Source organism: Microvirga flocculans ATCC BAA-817 (assembly GCF_000518665.1).
In the GTDB taxonomy this organism is placed as follows: domain Bacteria; phylum Pseudomonadota; class Alphaproteobacteria; order Rhizobiales; family Beijerinckiaceae; genus Microvirga; species Microvirga flocculans.
Map to the genome: position 1 here is coordinate 201,096 of NZ_JAEA01000010.1, position 14,951 is coordinate 216,046.

The 14,951-nt window shown below is 64.8% G+C and carries 14 protein-coding genes, 1 tRNA gene and 1 rRNA gene; 13 read left to right on the forward strand and 3 right to left on the reverse strand.

What is annotated here, in order from left to right; translation table 11 throughout:
* The first annotated feature begins 27 nt into the window (after positions 1 to 27).
* The 7 genes from L879_RS0113245 (at position 28) to phoB (ending at position 6,730) form a co-directional block, all read left to right on the forward strand.
* Entirely contained in the window at positions 28 to 1,332 is a 1,305-nt protein-coding gene (locus L879_RS0113245; RefSeq protein ID WP_027316525.1) for an ATP-binding protein, read from the forward strand.
* A gap of 168 nt (positions 1,333 to 1,500) precedes the next feature.
* Complete coding sequence (gene pstS / locus L879_RS0113250; protein WP_027316526.1) at positions 1,501 to 2,544, forward strand: phosphate ABC transporter substrate-binding protein PstS; 1,044 nt, start codon at positions 1,501 to 1,503, stop codon at positions 2,542 to 2,544.
* Between the two features lie 69 nt (positions 2,545 to 2,613).
* On the forward strand, positions 2,614 to 3,549 hold the full coding sequence (gene pstC / locus L879_RS0113255) for a phosphate ABC transporter permease subunit PstC (RefSeq protein WP_245265233.1): 936 nt from the start codon (positions 2,614 to 2,616) through the stop codon (positions 3,547 to 3,549).
* 10 nt (positions 3,550 to 3,559) lie between these two features.
* Positions 3,560 to 4,456 carry a phosphate ABC transporter permease PstA gene (gene pstA, locus L879_RS0113260; RefSeq protein ID WP_051435300.1) on the forward strand — a complete coding sequence of 299 codons (897 nt, stop codon included), beginning with the start codon at positions 3,560 to 3,562 and terminating at the stop codon, positions 4,454 to 4,456.
* Positions 4,453 to 5,271 (forward strand): phosphate ABC transporter ATP-binding protein PstB, encoded by an 819-nt coding sequence (gene pstB / locus L879_RS0113265; RefSeq protein ID WP_438268111.1) that lies wholly within the window; start codon positions 4,453 to 4,455, stop codon positions 5,269 to 5,271. Before pstA ends, pstB begins: the two co-directional genes overlap by 4 nt.
* A gap of 26 nt (positions 5,272 to 5,297) precedes the next feature.
* Positions 5,298 to 6,011: a phosphate signaling complex protein PhoU gene (gene phoU / locus L879_RS0113270; protein WP_027316530.1), complete on the forward strand. Its 714-nt coding sequence runs from the start codon at positions 5,298 to 5,300 to the stop codon at positions 6,009 to 6,011.
* 2 nt (positions 6,012 to 6,013) lie between these two features.
* Complete coding sequence (phoB, locus tag L879_RS0113275) at positions 6,014 to 6,730, forward strand: phosphate regulon transcriptional regulator PhoB (protein ID WP_027316531.1); 717 nt, start codon at positions 6,014 to 6,016, stop codon at positions 6,728 to 6,730.
* Between the two features lie 125 nt (positions 6,731 to 6,855).
* On the opposite strand, the gene L879_RS0113280 is transcribed toward phoB, so the two are convergent.
* Positions 6,856 to 7,392: a GcrA family cell cycle regulator gene (locus L879_RS0113280; protein WP_027316532.1), complete on the reverse strand. Its 537-nt coding sequence runs from the start codon at positions 7,390 to 7,392 to the stop codon at positions 6,856 to 6,858.
* Positions 7,393 to 7,763: 371 nt separating this feature from the next.
* Between L879_RS0113280 and L879_RS0113285 the strand changes: the two genes are divergently transcribed.
* Genes L879_RS0113285 through L879_RS0113295 form a run of 3 tightly spaced genes read left to right on the forward strand, consistent with a single transcriptional unit; the run spans position 7,764 to position 10,881 of the window.
* The gene (locus L879_RS0113285) at positions 7,764 to 8,972 is read left to right on the forward strand and encodes an aspartate aminotransferase family protein (RefSeq protein ID WP_027316533.1); all 1,209 of its coding nucleotides are present in this window, start codon (positions 7,764 to 7,766) and stop codon (positions 8,970 to 8,972) included.
* Positions 8,969 to 9,895 carry an ornithine carbamoyltransferase gene (gene argF / locus L879_RS0113290; RefSeq protein WP_027316534.1) on the forward strand — a complete coding sequence of 309 codons (927 nt, stop codon included), beginning with the start codon at positions 8,969 to 8,971 and terminating at the stop codon, positions 9,893 to 9,895. The genes L879_RS0113285 and argF overlap by 4 nt, the downstream gene beginning before the upstream one ends.
* On the forward strand, positions 9,892 to 10,881 hold the full coding sequence (locus L879_RS0113295; protein ID WP_027316535.1) for an Hsp33 family molecular chaperone: 990 nt from the start codon (positions 9,892 to 9,894) through the stop codon (positions 10,879 to 10,881). The genes argF and L879_RS0113295 overlap by 4 nt, the downstream gene beginning before the upstream one ends.
* Before the next feature lie 144 nt (positions 10,882 to 11,025).
* Here L879_RS0113295 and argE read toward each other — a convergent pair whose 3' ends face one another.
* Entirely contained in the window at positions 11,026 to 12,198 is a 1,173-nt protein-coding gene (gene argE / locus L879_RS0113300) for an acetylornithine deacetylase (RefSeq protein ID WP_027316536.1), read from the reverse strand.
* A gap of 8 nt (positions 12,199 to 12,206) precedes the next feature.
* Positions 12,207 to 12,599 carry a Co2+/Mg2+ efflux facilitator ApaG/CorD gene (apaG, locus tag L879_RS0113305; protein WP_027316537.1) on the reverse strand — a complete coding sequence of 131 codons (393 nt, stop codon included), beginning with the start codon at positions 12,597 to 12,599 and terminating at the stop codon, positions 12,207 to 12,209.
* 230 nt (positions 12,600 to 12,829) lie between these two features.
* Here apaG and L879_RS0113310 point away from each other — a divergent pair, with 230 nt between their 5' ends.
* The 3 genes from L879_RS0113310 to L879_RS0113320 all read left to right on the forward strand — a co-directional run.
* Positions 12,830 to 13,921 (forward strand): 2'-deoxycytidine 5'-triphosphate deaminase, encoded by a 1,092-nt coding sequence (locus L879_RS0113310; protein ID WP_027316538.1) that lies wholly within the window; start codon positions 12,830 to 12,832, stop codon positions 13,919 to 13,921.
* 58 nt (positions 13,922 to 13,979) lie between these two features.
* A tRNA-Gly gene (locus L879_RS0113315) sits at positions 13,980 to 14,054 on the forward strand.
* Positions 14,055 to 14,785: 731 nt separating this feature from the next.
* Positions 14,786 to 14,951, forward strand: a 16S ribosomal RNA gene (locus tag L879_RS0113320); the annotation flags it as partial.

Sequence of the window (14,951 nt, forward strand, 5' to 3'; positions counted from 1 at the left end):
GGCCACGCCCGAGAGACCTCCTGCCTCATGAGCGATCCCGACGATTCCCCGCCGGAAGCAGTCCCGCAGCGGTCCGTTTCCATCCGTCACGCGGCCCTGCGCGGGGCGGTCGTGTCCTGTTTCGTGCTCGTCTCGGTGGCCCTGGTGCGGGGCCAGGGGGACCTCTGGCTGCTGTTATGGGCCGCGATCGCCGTTCTGGCCGGTCTCGCCGTCGCGGGGCCTAAGCGCCGCCTGACGGGAGGAGTAAGGGCGCAGACGGAAAGGCCCCAGCGCTCCAGCATCGCCGAGGCCGTGCTGGCCCAGATCCCCGACCCGGTCATTCTGGTGGATCAGCGGGCGGTGGTCCTGGAGGCGAACAAGGCTGCCTTCACGCTCCTGGCGGGCCTCAAGCCGAGCCATCCGCTGTCCTTTGCGCTCCGCAGCCCCGATGTGCTCGACGGCATCCAGACGGTCCTGGAAACCGGCGAGCCGATGAAGGTCGAGTATTCGGAGCGCATTCCCACCGAGCGGACCTTCGAGGTTCATATCGGCCCTCTGCAGACCGATGTCTCTCACGCGGAGTTCAAGGCCGGGGTCGTGCTGTTCTTCCGCGACCTCACGTCGGCGCGGCGCCTGGAGGCCATGCGCGCGGATTTTGTCGCCAATGCGAGCCACGAGCTGCGCACCCCGCTGGCCTCGGTGCTCGGATTCATCGAGACGATCCAGGGCCCGGCGCGCGACGATCTCAAGGCCAGGGAGCGCTTTCTCGAAATCATGAAGGGGCAGGCCGAGCGCATGAAGCGCCTGATCGACGACCTTTTGTCCCTGTCGCGCATCGAGATGCGGGCCCATCTTTCGCCCACCCAGACCGTCGATCTGGCCTCCATCGTAGCCCAGATGGTCGAGACCCTTTCGCCCCTGGCGCGGGAGCGGAATGTCGTCATCGAGGCGAGGTTCCCCGATCGCCCGGCCGTCGTTCTCGGCGACAGGGACGAGCTTCTGCGCGTGGCGGAGAACCTGATCGAGAACGCGGTCAAGTACGGCGAGAGCGGCGGCAAGGTCGATGTGGAGGTGGCCCATGCCGGACCTTCCCATGGAGAGGCGGGACCGCATATCGTGTTCGACGTCCGGGATTACGGACCCGGCATCGCTCCCGAGCACCTGCCGCGCCTGACCGAGCGCTTCTACCGGGCCGATGCCGCGCAGAGCCGCGACAAGGGCGGAACGGGGCTGGGGCTCGCCATCGTCAAGCACATCGTCAATCGCCACCGTGGACATTTCGACATCGCCAGCGAGCTGGGGCAGGGGGCCCGGTTCACGGTGACGCTGCCCGAAGCGGGCGCAAGCCGGTAGTCCGCCCTCGTTCCAGGCGGGCGCAGACTCGAAGGCTCCCGTGGGTGTCATCTAATTGTCATCGAACTGTCGTAGAGGAGACATCCGTCGGGCCTAGCTGTCCCTCACGTGACACGGACCTTGAGGCTTCGAAGCCGCCTGTCACGCTGTATGAACAGGAGACTTACCGTGAAGATCATGTCCTACGCCGTTGCGGCCGGCCTTGCCGTCGCGAGCCTTACGACCACGGCTTCTGCTGCCGACATCACCGGCGCAGGCGCGACGTTCCCCTTCCCGGTCTATTCGAAGTGGGCCGAAGCCTACAAGAAGGAGACCGGAAACGGCATGAATTACCAGTCGATCGGTTCCGGCGGCGGCATCAAGCAGATCCAGGCCAAGACCGTGGATTTCGGCGCCACCGACGCCCCGATGAAGGGTGAGGATCTCGAGAAGAACGGCCTCCTGCAGTTCCCGACCGTGATGGGCGCCGTCGTTCCCGTCGTGAACATCGAAGGCATCCAGCCCGGCCAGATCAAGCTGACGGGCCAGGTTCTCGCCGACATCTTCCTGGGCAAGATCGCCAAGTGGAACGATCCGAAGATCGCTCAGCTGAACGCCGGCGTGAACCTTCCCAACGCCAACATCACCCCGGTCTACCGCTCCGATTCCTCGGGCACGACCAGCGTGTTCACCACCTACCTGTCACAGGTTTCCGATGCCTGGAAGGCCGAGCTCGGCGCCGGCACCACGGTCAACTGGCCGCTCGGCCAGGGCGGCAAGGGCAACGAGGGCGTGGCTGCGACCGTGAAGCAGGTTCCGAACTCGATCGGCTATGTCGAGTACGCCTACGCCAAGCAGAACAAGATCCCCTACACCCTGCTCCAGAACAAGGCCGGCAAGTATCCGCAGCCCGAAATCAAGTCGTTCCAGGCGGCTGCCGCGAGCGCCAACTGGTCGTCGGCTCCAGGCTTCGGCATCTCGCTGACCAACCAGGCCGGCGATGACGCCTGGCCGATCACGAACCCCACCTTCATCCTGGTCTACAAGACCACGGAGAAGCCGGAGCAGACCGCCGAGGTCCTGAAGTTCTTCGACTGGTCGTTCAAGAACGGCGACACGCTCGCTTCCGACCTCGACTACGTCCCGCTGCCGGACAACGTCGTCGAGCAGATCCGCACCGTGTGGGCGAGCGAGATCAAGTCCAGCGCGGGTCAGCCCGTCTACAAGAAGTAAGCTGGCCTCTGGCCTGTCGATGGAGTAAGGCGGATGGCCGTTGTGTCTGATCAGTTCGTCGTATCAAACATGCAGACCGTCCGCCGACGCTCCTCACCCGCTTTCGATCAGGGCTTCCGATGGGCCAGTTACGGCTCCGCCCTGATCGTACTTGCCGTTCTCGCCGGCATCATCGGCTCGATGGTGTATGGCGGATGGCCCGCCTTCCAGGAATTCGGCTTCGGCTTCATCACGTCCAGCATCTGGAACGTGGGGCAGGACCAGTACGGCGCATGGGTCGCCATCGCCGGAACCCTGACCTCGGCCGTGATCGCCCTCGTCATCGGCGTTCCGATTTCCATCGGCATCGCGATCTTCCTCACCCAGCTTTGCCCGCCATGGCTCCGGCGCCCGGTTTCGACCGTCATCGAGCTGCTGGCCGCGGTGCCCAGCATCATCTACGGCATGTGGGGCCTCTTCGTGTTCGCCCCGTTCTTCGCCAAGTATGTCCAGATCCCCCTGACAACCATCGTCGAGGGCATGCCCATCCTCGGCACGGTCCTTTACGCCCGCGTTCCTTCCGGCGTGGGCATGATGACGGCGGGGATCATCCTGGCGATCATGATCATCCCCTTCATCGCGTCGATCACGCGCGACATCCTGGACCAGATCCCGACGGTCCTGCGCGAGAGCGCCTACGGCATCGGCTGCACCACGTGGGAAGTCATGCGCTACGTGCTGCTGCCGCAGGCGGGCGTGAGCATCATCGGTGCGGTCATGCTCGGCCTCGGACGCGCCCTCGGGGAGACCATGGCGGTGACCTTCGTCATCGGCAACGCGAACCGCCTGTCGCTGTCGCTGTTCGATCCCAGCTCGACCATCGCCTCGCGCATCGCCAATGAGTTCAACGAGGCGGCCGGCATGCAGATGCACGCCCTGCTCGCCCTGGGCTGCATCCTGTTCGTCGTCACCTTCATCGTGCTTGCCCTCGCGCGTCTCCTGATCGCCGGCATGAAGACCCATTGAGAGGTGGAAGATGGATAACGCCGCTTATCGAAAAGCTTCCACGACGGCTCCGGCCCCTTGGGGGCGTGTGCGCCGCAGCCGCTACTGGGCCGACCGCGCGCTCAAGATCGTCAGCACCCTTTTCACGGCGCTGGGCGCCTTCGTTCTCGGATGGATCCTGCTGATGCTCCTGGTGGAAGGCATCGGCGGGTTGTCGCCCGCTGTCTTCACGGAGACGACGCCGGGGCCCGGCACGGAGGGCGGGGGCATCGCCAACGCCATCGTCGGCAGCCTCATCCTCACCGTTCTCGGCATCGTGGTCGCAACGCCTATCGGCGTGCTCGCGGGAACCTATCTCGCCGAATACGGCAAGGACTCCACGCTCGCCACGGTCATCCGTTTCGTGAACGACATCCTGCTCGCGGCCCCCAGCATCCTCATCGGTCTTTTCGTCTACATGCTGATGGTCCAGCCCATGGGCGGCTATTCGGGCTGGGCCGGCGGCGTGGCCCTTGCCATCATCGCGGTGCCCGTGATCGTACGCTCGACGGAGGACATGCTGCGCCTCGTGCCGGGCTCGCTTCGCGAGGCAGGAGCCGCTCTCGGCGCGCCCATGTCGACGGTGATCGTGAAGATCAGCTGGAAGGCGGCGCGGGCCGGCATGGTGACGGGCGTCATCCTTGCCACGGCGCGCATCGCCGGAGAGACGGCCCCGCTGCTCTTTACCGCGCTCAACAACAATTTCTGGTTCAGCCCGACCCTGATGGGCGGCGTCTCGAACCTGCCCGTCACCATCTACCAGTTCGCCCTGGCTCCTTATCAGAATTGGCGCGAGCTGGCCTGGGCCGGCGCCCTCATCATCACCCTGTCCATCCTGGGGCTGTCCATCGTGGCACGCCTGATCTTGAAGAAGGATAAAGTCCGGTGAGCACGATCGCCCTCAACACGAGCAGCGCCATCGGGAACGCGGCCGCTGCCGATGCCAGCGCTCCGGTGCGCATCGCCGTCAAGGATCTCAACTTCTACTATGGCGATTTCCGCAGCCTGAAGGACATCGCGCTCGACTTCTACGACCGTCAGGTCACGGCCCTCATCGGTCCCTCGGGCTGCGGAAAGTCGACGCTCCTGCGCACCTTCAACCGCATCTACAGCCTCTATCCCGAGCAGCGCGCCGAGGGACAGATCCTGCTCGACGGACAGAACATCCTGTCGTCCTCGATCGACGTGAACGAGCTGCGCGCGCGGGTCGGCATGGTGTTTCAGAAGCCGACGCCGTTCCCCATGTCGATCTACGACAACATCGCGTTCGGCATCAGGCTCTACGAGAAGCTGCCGAAGTCGGAGCTCGACGGCCGCGTCGAGGAGGCCCTGCGCAAGGCAGCCCTGTGGGACGAGGTGAAGGACAAGCTGCGCCAGTCCGGCATGGGATTGTCCGGCGGCCAGCAGCAGCGCCTGTGCATCGCGCGCACCATCGCGCAGCGGCCCGAGGTGATCCTGCTCGACGAGCCGACCTCCGCGCTCGATCCGATCTCCACCGGCAAGATCGAGGAGCTCATCGAGCAGCTCCGATCCGAATTCACCATCGTGATCGTCACCCACAACATGCAGCAGGCCGCGCGGATTTCGCAGTACACGGCCTTCATGTATCTCGGCGAGCTGGTGGAGTTCGGACCGACGACCAAGATGTTCATGAATCCGGTCAAGAAGCAGACCCAGGATTACATCACGGGCCGCTTCGGCTGACCGAAGAGGGCTCAGGGAGAACTTCCATGCCAGAGCATATTGTCAGCTCCTATGACACCGACCTTCAGGCGCTCCGGCAACGCATCGCCGAAATGGGCGGCATTGCGGAGAAGATGCTGGTCGATTCCGTCTCCGCGCTCGCCCGCCGCGACAAGCCGCTGGCGCAGACGGTGATCGCCTCCGATCCGCGCCTCGACGCCTTGCATCGCGAGGTCGAGGAGAGCGCCATTCTCACCATCGCCCGCCGTCAGCCGCTGGCGGTCGATCTGCGCGAGACCATTTCCGCCATCCGCATCGCGGGCGACGTGGAGCGCATCGGGGATCTTGCCAAGAACATCGCCAAGCGGGCGCTGGCCATCGGCGACGACTTCCAGCCGCACAAGATCGTCGTCGGCCTCCAGCACATGAACGATCTGGTGCTCGGCCAGCTCAAGGACGTGCTCGACGCCTATGCGCAGAAGGACACGGAGAAGGCGCTCGACGTCTGGAAGCGCGACGGCGCCATCGACGCGCTCTACACCTCCCTGTTCCGGGAACTCCTGACCTACATGATGGAGGATCCGCGCAACATCTCGTACTGCACGCACCTTCTGTTCTGCGCCAAGAACATCGAGCGCATCGGCGACCACACCACCAACATCGCGGAGACGGTCCATTACCTCGTCACCGGCGAGACGCTGGCCATCGACCGGCCGAAGAACGACCGCTCCATCGACACCACGGTCGAGGCGGGAGCCTGACCATGGGACCTCGCGTTCTGATCGTCGAGGATGAGGAGCCCTTGATGCTCCTCCTGCGCTACAACCTCGAGTCCGAAGGCTACGAGGTCGACAGCGTGTCTCGCGGGGACGAGGCGGAAATCCGCCTGCGGGAGCAGGTGCCGGACATCGTGCTGCTCGACTGGATGCTGCCGGGCCTGTCCGGGATCGAGCTGTGCCGGCGCATCCGCGCGCGGACTGAAACCGAGCGTCTGCCGGTGATCATGCTCACGGCTCGCGGCGAGGAGGGCGACCGCATCCGCGGCCTTTCCACCGGAGCGGACGATTACATCGTCAAGCCCTTTTCGGTGCCGGAACTTTTGGCGCGGGTGCGCGCACTGCTGCGCCGGGCGAAGCCCGCGCATATCGCGACCCTTCTGAGGGCGGGCGACATCGAGCTCGACCGGGAAACGCACCGGGTCCGCCGCGCGGGCCAGGAGCTGCATCTGGGCCCGACGGAGTTCCGCCTGCTGGAATTCCTGATGCAGAGCCCCGGCCGCGTCTTTTCCCGCGAGCATCTGCTCAACGCCGTCTGGGGCCATGACGTCTATATCGACGAGCGTACGGTGGACGTGCATGTGGGCCGTCTGCGCAAGGCCATCAACCTACCGCGCAAGCCCGATCCCATCCGCACGGTGCGGGGCGCGGGCTACTCCTTCGACGAGACCTTCGCCCGCGAGGAGCAGCCGGTCGGCGCGTGAATTGATACCGGCAGCCGTCCGGCCCCCCCCCCGGGCTCGGGACTTCCGCATTCCATCGGGCTTCAGACAAACGAAAAGGCCGCGCCGACGATCATCGGCGCGGCCTTTTCAATGGAGTGAAGAGATCAGGCCCGGGCCAGCTTGCGCTCGCGCTTGCGGTCGGCGACCGGCTGGTAGGCGACGCGGGCGTGGTGCGTGCAATAGGGCAGGCCCGTGATGGAACGCGCGCCGCAGAAGCGGAATTCCGGCTTGGTCGGGTCCCCCATGGGCCAGCGGCACATGGACTCGCGCAGGTCCATGATCGTCACGCGCTCGGACATGGGAATGGCCACATCCTCGTCCACGAAGGCTTCCGTCTCCGCCACCGCGGGCTGCATGGCAATCGGGGCGATCACCACGTTGCCGGTGTGCGGCTGGGGAGCGATGGGCGCCGGGGCGCTGGGCGCGCGGGTCGCCTTGCGCGGGCGTGCGGCGGCCGAAGCGGCGGGCTTGGCATCCTTGGCGCGGCCGGAGAGGCCGAGGCGGTGAACCTTGCCGATCACTGCGTTGCGGGTCACGTTGCCGAGCTCGGCGGCGATCTGGCTCGCGCTCAAACCATCGGTCCAGAGCTTCTTCAGCAGCTCGACCCGCTCGTCCGTCCAGGTTGCGCCCGCATCCATCATTTTTAACTTGCCTCCATCGTGGCGGTCTTCAAAGCTCAGAATCCCGGATGCCTCGCGGACAGTGTTTTGACGTCCGACCGCGTTGCGAGGATCGCTCCTGAGGGTGATAGCCGCCGCACGAATGCTGTACTCGACTGACCTGAAGTTACAGGATGGGTGGACTCGGGCGCAAGAGTCCCCGGGCAGGCCCTGTCGTTTTCCCCAAGGAACTCGCCTTGGGCAAAAATTCCCTGTGATGAGTCAGTTCATTTCTCTTGAATTGACAGGGTCTCGCTGCTCGTTAGAATCCCGGACCGTGCCGCCCCGGCTGGGGCGGCGCTTTCTTTTTCGGGCCCGGGTGCGACCTTGGGTCCTGGAGGTGGAGACGAACTGTGACATCGCCATTGCTGCCGGTATTTGCGCGCACCGACCTGTCCTTCGAGAAGGGAGAGGGGGCCTGGCTCTACGGCCGAGATGGCGAGCGATATCTCGATTTCGGGGCGGGCATCGCGGTCAATGCCCTGGGCCACGCCCATCCGCATCTCGTCCAGGCCCTGACGGAGCAGGCCTCCAAGGTTTGGCACACCTCCAACCTCTTCCAGATCCCGGAAGGGGAGCGCCTGGCCCAGCGGCTGGTGGACAACACCTTCGCCGACGTGGTGTTCTTCTCCAATTCCGGCGCCGAGGCGAACGAGGCGGCCATCAAGATGGCCCGCAAGTATCACGCCGTGAACGGCCATCCGGAGCGCTTCCGTATCGTCACGTTCGAAGGCGCCTTCCACGGGCGGACGCTCGCGACCATCGCGGCCGGCGGTCAGGCCAAGTACCTGGAGGGCTTCGGCCCGAAGGTCGAGGGTTTCGATCAGGTGCCGGTCGAGGATCTCGACGCCCTGAAGGCCGTCATCGGCCCTGAGACGGCGGCGCTCATGATCGAGCCGATCCAGGGCGAAGGCGGCATCCGCACCGTCTCCAACGCCTTCCTGCGCGAGCTGCGCGCCCTGTGCGACAGCCACGGCCTGCTTCTGATCTTCGACGAGATCCAGACCGGCGTCGGCCGCACGGGCAAGCTTTTCGCCTATGAATGGACCGGCGTGACGCCCGACATCATGTCCGTGGCCAAGGGCATCGGCGGCGGCTTCCCGCTCGGCGCCTGCCTCGCCACGGCCGAGGCGGCCAAGGGCATGACCGCGGGCACCCACGGCACCACTTTCGGCGGCAATCCGCTCGCCATGGCGGTGGGCAACGCGGTGCTCGACGTCATCCTGGCGCCGGGCTTCCTGAAGGAGGTCGAGCGCAAGGGGCTGCTGCTCAAGCAGCGTCTCGCCGAGCTGAAGGACCGCCACCCGGGCGTCATTGACGAAGTTCGCGGTCAGGGCCTCATGATGGGCCTGCGCACCGTCGTCCCGAATACCGACTTCATTGCCGCCGCCCGCGCCGAGAAGCTCCTGGTGATCGGCGCCGGCGACAACGTGGCCCGTCTCCTGCCGCCGCTGATCATCAGCGACGCCGAGATTTCGGACGCCGTCAATCGCATCGAGGCCGCCTGCGCGGCTTTGGAAGCTGGGCAGAAGACCACCGCCCAGCAGGGAGCCTCACAATGAAGACCCGTCATTTCATCGATCTCAGCGACTTTTCCGGCGCGGAGATCCGCCACCTCCTGACTATCGGCAAGGAGATCAAGGCCAGGCGCCGCCGTGGAGAGAAGGCCAAGGACCGCCCGCTCGAGGGCAAGGTCCTGGCGATGGTCTTCGACAAGCCCTCTACCCGCACCCGCGTCTCCTTCGACGTCGGCATGCGCGAGCTCGGCGGCGAGACGCTCATGCTCACCGGCAAGGAGATGCAGCTCGGCCGCGGCGAGAGCATCGCCGACACGGCGCGGGTCCTGTCCCGCTACGTGGACGCCATCATGATCCGCACTCTCGATCATGCCATGGTGACCGAGCTGGCCCAATATGCCTCGATCCCGGTCATCAACGGCCTGACCAAGATGACGCATCCGTGCCAGATCATGGCCGACATCATGACCTTCGAGGAGCATCGCGGCTCCATCGAGGGGAAGACCGTTGCCTGGACGGGCGACGCCAACAACGTGCTGGCTTCCTGGATCCACGCGGCGGCGCGCCTCGATTTCACGCTGAAGATCGCAACCCCGCCGGAACTTGCTCCCCGTCCGGAGCTTTTGTCCTGGGCGAAACAGGAAGGGGCCAAGATCAGCGTGACCACCGATGCCTTCGAAGCGGTCGAGGGGGCCCATGCGGTCATCACCGATTGCTGGGTCTCCATGGGCGATGACGACGAGTTCCGTCGTCAGAACCTGCTGAAGCCCTATCAGGTCAACGGCAGGCTCATGGGCATCGCCGACAAGGAGGCGATCTTCATGCACTGCCTTCCCGCCCATCGCGGCGAGGAGGTGACGGATGAGGTCATGGACGGTCCGCAATCGGTGGTCTTCGATGAGGCCGAGAACCGGCTTCATGCGCAGAAGGGCGTCCTCGCCTGGTGCCTCGGAGCAGCAAACGCATGAGTTCCGCTTCGTTTGAAGGATCCGACGACGTCGTTCTGCCCTTCGCGGTCGAGCCTCTCGACGTGCGCGGGCGCGTGGTGCGTCTCGGCCCCTCCATCGACACCATCCTGGCTCGCCACGGCTATCCCGATCAGGTCGCCCGCGTCATCGGCGAAGCCGCCGCGCTGACGGTCATGCTCGGCGCGTCCCTCAAGCTCGAGGGTCGCTTCCAGCTGCAGACGAAGACCGACGGCATCATCGACATGGTGGTGGTCGACTTCAACGCGCCGGATCGCCTGCGCGCCACGGCCCGTTTCGACAAGGACCGGCTCGAGGCCCTCGGACAGGCGACGCCGTCGACGGGAGAACTGCTGGGTTCCGGCTATCTCGCCATGACCATCGATCAGGGCTCCGAACGCAGCCGCTACCAGGGCGTCGTCGCGCTCGAGGGCCAGGGCTTCGAGGAGGCGGCGGATCAGTATTTCCGCCAGTCCGAGCAGATCCCGACGCAGGTGCGCCTCGCGGTGGCCGAGCAGTTCGAGAACGGACGCCACACCTATCGGGCGGGCGGGCTGATGATCCAGTTCCTGCCGTCTTCCTCCGAGCGCCTGCGGCAGGCGGACCTGCATCCCGGCGATATCCCGGAGGGACATCCCTCGAACGATCTCGCATCTCCCTCGGAGGACGATGCCTGGGTCGAGGCCAAGTCGCTGGTCGGCACGGTCGAGGATCACGAGCTGATCGATCCCACCGTCTCCAGCGAGACGCTTCTCTATCGCCTGTTCCACGAGCGCGGCGTGCGCGTCTTCGAGGGGCAGCATGTGCATGAGGAATGCACCTGCTCGCAGGAGCGCATCATGGGCATGATGCGCCGCTTCTCCGCCGAGGATCGCCGCGACATGGTCGGCGACAACGGCCGGATCGGCATCACCTGCGAGTTCTGCTCTCGCTTCTACGATCTCGATCCGGCGGACGTCGAGGCCGAGATCGCGAAGTCGGAAGCATGATGCTTCGCATGTGAAGAGCAGGCTTGCACTTTTGGGGTCCGGTGCTCCTTCTCTTGGTGAGCACCTCAAGTCTTTTGCTGAAAACGAAGGCCCGGTCCTGCACCGGGCCTTGGTGTTTTGGAACCGGGTTCGACGCCTGGGTTTTCAGGATGCCGCGCACGTCGCCGCGAGCCGCCGCATGAAGGCGGCGCCTGCTTCGAGCTGCTCCAGGGTGATGTATTCGTCGGGCTGATGCGCCTGATCGATGGAGCCGGGACCGCAGACGATCGTCGGAATGCCCGCCGCCTGGTAATGCCCCGCCTCCGTGCCGTAGGGCACGGTCTGAGTCCGGTTCTTGCCGGCGATCCGCAGGGCCAGGGTTTCCGCGAAGGAGCCCGGATCCGGCGCCAGGCCCGGCACGGAGGCGTGGACGATGGTCTCGATCCGCCCGAAATCCCCGAAACGGTTGAGGCGCTTGAGGGCGACCTCCTGCGCGAACTTTTCCAGGCGGTTCGGGATCTCCTGCGGATCGAGGCCCGGCAGGCCGCGGAATTCCCAGTGGAAGGTGCAGGACTTGGAGAGGATGTTGCGCGCCGTTCCGCCCGAGATCGTACCCACATGCACCGTGGTATAGGGCGGATCGAAACGCCCGCTGACGTCGCCGCGCTCCATCATCTCGTCGCCGATGCGGTTCAGCTCCACGATCAGCTCGGCCGCGGTCATCACGGCGCTAGCGCCGATAGAGGGCTTGGAGGAATGCGCCTCGAAGCCGTGCACCGTGGTGGAGAAGGTCACCACGCTTTTATGCGCATCCACCACCTCCAGCATCGTCGGCTCGCCGACGAAGACGGCTTTCGGCAGGGGCAGGTCGTGCCCGAGGCGGCGGATGGTGTCGACGACGCCGAAACAGGTCGTCTCCTCGTCGTAGGAGAGCATGATGTGGATCGGCATCTTGAGGTTCGCGGCCAGGAACTCGGGCACCAGCGCGAGCGCCAGCGCATCGAAGGCCTTCATGTCCACAGCGCCGCGCCCATAGGCGCGCCCGTTCTCGACGCGCAGGGTGAAGGGATCCGACGTCCAGGCCTGGCCTTCCACCGGCACCACGTCCGTATGGCCCGAAAGCACGACGCCGCCCCGGTCCCGCGGCCCGATCGTGGCATAAAGGGCTGCCTTGTCGCCGGCTTCGTTCGGCACGCGCACGAAGGGCACGTCCCAGCTCTGGAGATAGCCTTCCACGAATTCGATCAGGGGCAGGTTCGATTTGGAGCTCACCGTATCGAACGACACGAGCTTCGCCAGCATTTCGAGCGGCGTGAACCGCTGGCCGTTGGGGGACATCGAAGACCTCAATGCAGCACGCGCCTGGCGCGGGGAATGTCGAGAGAGAAGGCGGGGATTTCGGCGTCGAAGGTTTCTCCGCCGGCGGTTTCCATGAGGTAGGTGCCCTGCATGGTGCCGCTCGGTGTCGTGAGGGGGCAGCCGCTCGTATAGCTGAAGCTCTCGCCCGGCCCCAGCACCGGCTCCTCGCCGACGACGCCCGTCCCGCGCACCTCCTGCACCTGGCCGTGCTCGTCGGTGATGCGCCAGTAACGGGCGCGCAGCTGAACCCGCTCAAGGCCCGTGTTGATGATCTCCACCGTATAGGCGAAGAAATAGCGGCCTTCGTCGGGGGAGGACTCTTCGGGCATGTAGCGGGGCGTTACCGTCACGCTGATGCCGCGGGTCACTGCCTTGTACATGAGAATGCCTTGAGCCAGCAGAGGAGTTCGACCCGTTCGTGGTAAGGCCGTCCTCCCACCGCGTCAACGAGGCGGGGAGCCCGCCGGGGCTGTCGCCCCGCGGAACGGGGGGGCGTTGCTGCCTGTCCGGGGATTGATTCCAAAACAGGTTTCCACTTTCAGGCCTGATACTCTAGAGAAGATCGTCAGGCTCAAATTTCATGAGAGGGCAGGGCCCTCGGAAGACGGACATGGTTGCGTTGAAGGACGGGATCCAATCGGCCGATGCCATCATGCGCCTTGCGGAAGCGGGCGCGATCAAACCGGAGACGCCCTTCGCCTCCGATCAGGTTCAGCCTGCGAGCCTCGATCTCAGGCTGGGCCGACGGGCCTATCGCGTCCGCGCCAGCTTCCTGCCCGGCCGCAACCATACGGTTCGCGACCGGCTCGACCAGTTGAGCTTCCACGAGATCGACCTGACCCGCGGGGCCATTCTCGAGACCGGCAGCGTTTATATCGCCGAGATCCAGGAGGAGCTGTCCCTGCCGGAGGATCTGTCCGCCGCCGCGAACCCCAAGAGCTCGACGGGCCGCATCGATGTCTTCACCCGGGTCATCGCCGACCGCGGCCAGGAATTCGACACCATCGCGCCGGGCTACCGAGGCCGCCTCTATGCCGAGATCTCGCCGCGCACCTTCCCGGTGCTGGTCCGGACGGGGACGCGCCTGTCCCAGCTGCGGCTGCGCAAGGGCGAGGTGCGCCTGAGCGATGCCGAACTCCTGGACCTGCACCGGCACGAGCGGGTGGTGACGTCCGCCGAGCCCTCCATTCAGGACGGCGTCGCGGTGAGCGTGGACCTGGCGGGCTTCGGTCCGGATAACCTGATCGGCTACCGGGCCAAGCGCCATACGGGCCTCGTCGACGTGGACAAGCCGGGCTCCTGCCGGATCGCCGACTTCTGGGAGCCGCTTTATGCGGATGCGTCCCGCACGCTGATCCTCGATCCGGGCCAGTTCTACATTCTCGCCTCCAAGGAGGCGGTGCACGTCCCGCCCGATTACGCCGCCGAGATGGTGCCCTTCGATCCGCTCGTGGGCGAGTTCCGCGTTCATTACGCCGGCTTCTTCGATCCGGGCTTCGGCCATGCCGGGGCAGGAGGGGAGGGGGCGCGCGCGGTGCTCGAAGTGCGCTCCCGCGACGTGCCCTTCATCCTAGAGGACGGGCAGATCGTCGGGCGCCTGGTCTACGAGCGCATGGCCGAGCGGCCGAAAATCCTCTACGGCGCCGGCGCGGGTTCGAACTATCAGGCCCAGGGCCTCAAGCTCTCGAAGCACTTCCGGTAACCCCTTGCGCGGTCCCTCTTGCAGGATCGCGGCAAGGCCGGATATGAATAAAGGGCGCGCGGGCGTAGTTCAGAGGTAGAACGTCAGCTTCCCAAGCTGAATGTCGTGGGTTCGATTCCCATCGCCCGCTCCAACTTTCCCCTTATCAAAGGTCAGTCGAGATTGCCGGAGACATGTCTCCGGCGAGCCTTGTTGCCGGGAATGGCAATAAGGCGTTCGGATCCTCGTCCCGGGAGTTGACAAACCAAGCGGGAATCGACATATCCGCAGCCCCGCCGGAATTCAGTTCGGGCGAGCTTCAATCTCAAAAGATGCCGACACCGCCGAGATCCTTGGATCTCGCGAACGGGTCGGGTCTTGGCCAAGTTCTTCAAGATCGTGGCCAGCGGCACGAGCCACAGACGCCATTCATGGCATGTCTTCGCGGCTCCTCTGACGGCATCGAGAATGTATCCGGATCGATTTCATTGATCCGGATCATAGTAAACGCGGAGGCGAATACGCTTTTGCGAATGCTTAAGCTTGCCTGAATATTGAAAAACGGAGGTAGGCGACGCTGAGTTCGAGAAAATTTTTCGAAAGAGGTGTTGACCTAAGGAGGGGCTTCGGTTAGAAGATCTTCATCGGCGGCGCGGTTCTTGGTTGGGATGGCGCTGTGTGGGGGATTTGGTTCCCTGTGATTTTGCTCTTTGACATTGTTGAGAGGGGAAGAGAAGCGTAGGCGGCGGTGTCCTTGCGCCGGGCCCTTTGGGGTCTGGGGAACGACATTGACCGGATCTATGCTTTGGTGAGTACACCGCTTCGGCTTTGGCTGGAGTGAGAGTGGCTCTGTCAATTTGCGTAGTGAAGTCTTGATCATTCTTTCAACTTGAGAGTTTGATCCTGGCTCAGAACGAACGCTGGCGGCAGGCTTAACACATGCAAGTCGAACGCATCCTTCGGGGTGAGTGGCAGACGGGTGAGTAACGCGTGGGAACGTGCCCTTCAGTTCGGGATAACCCAGGGAAACTTGGGCTAATACCGGATACGT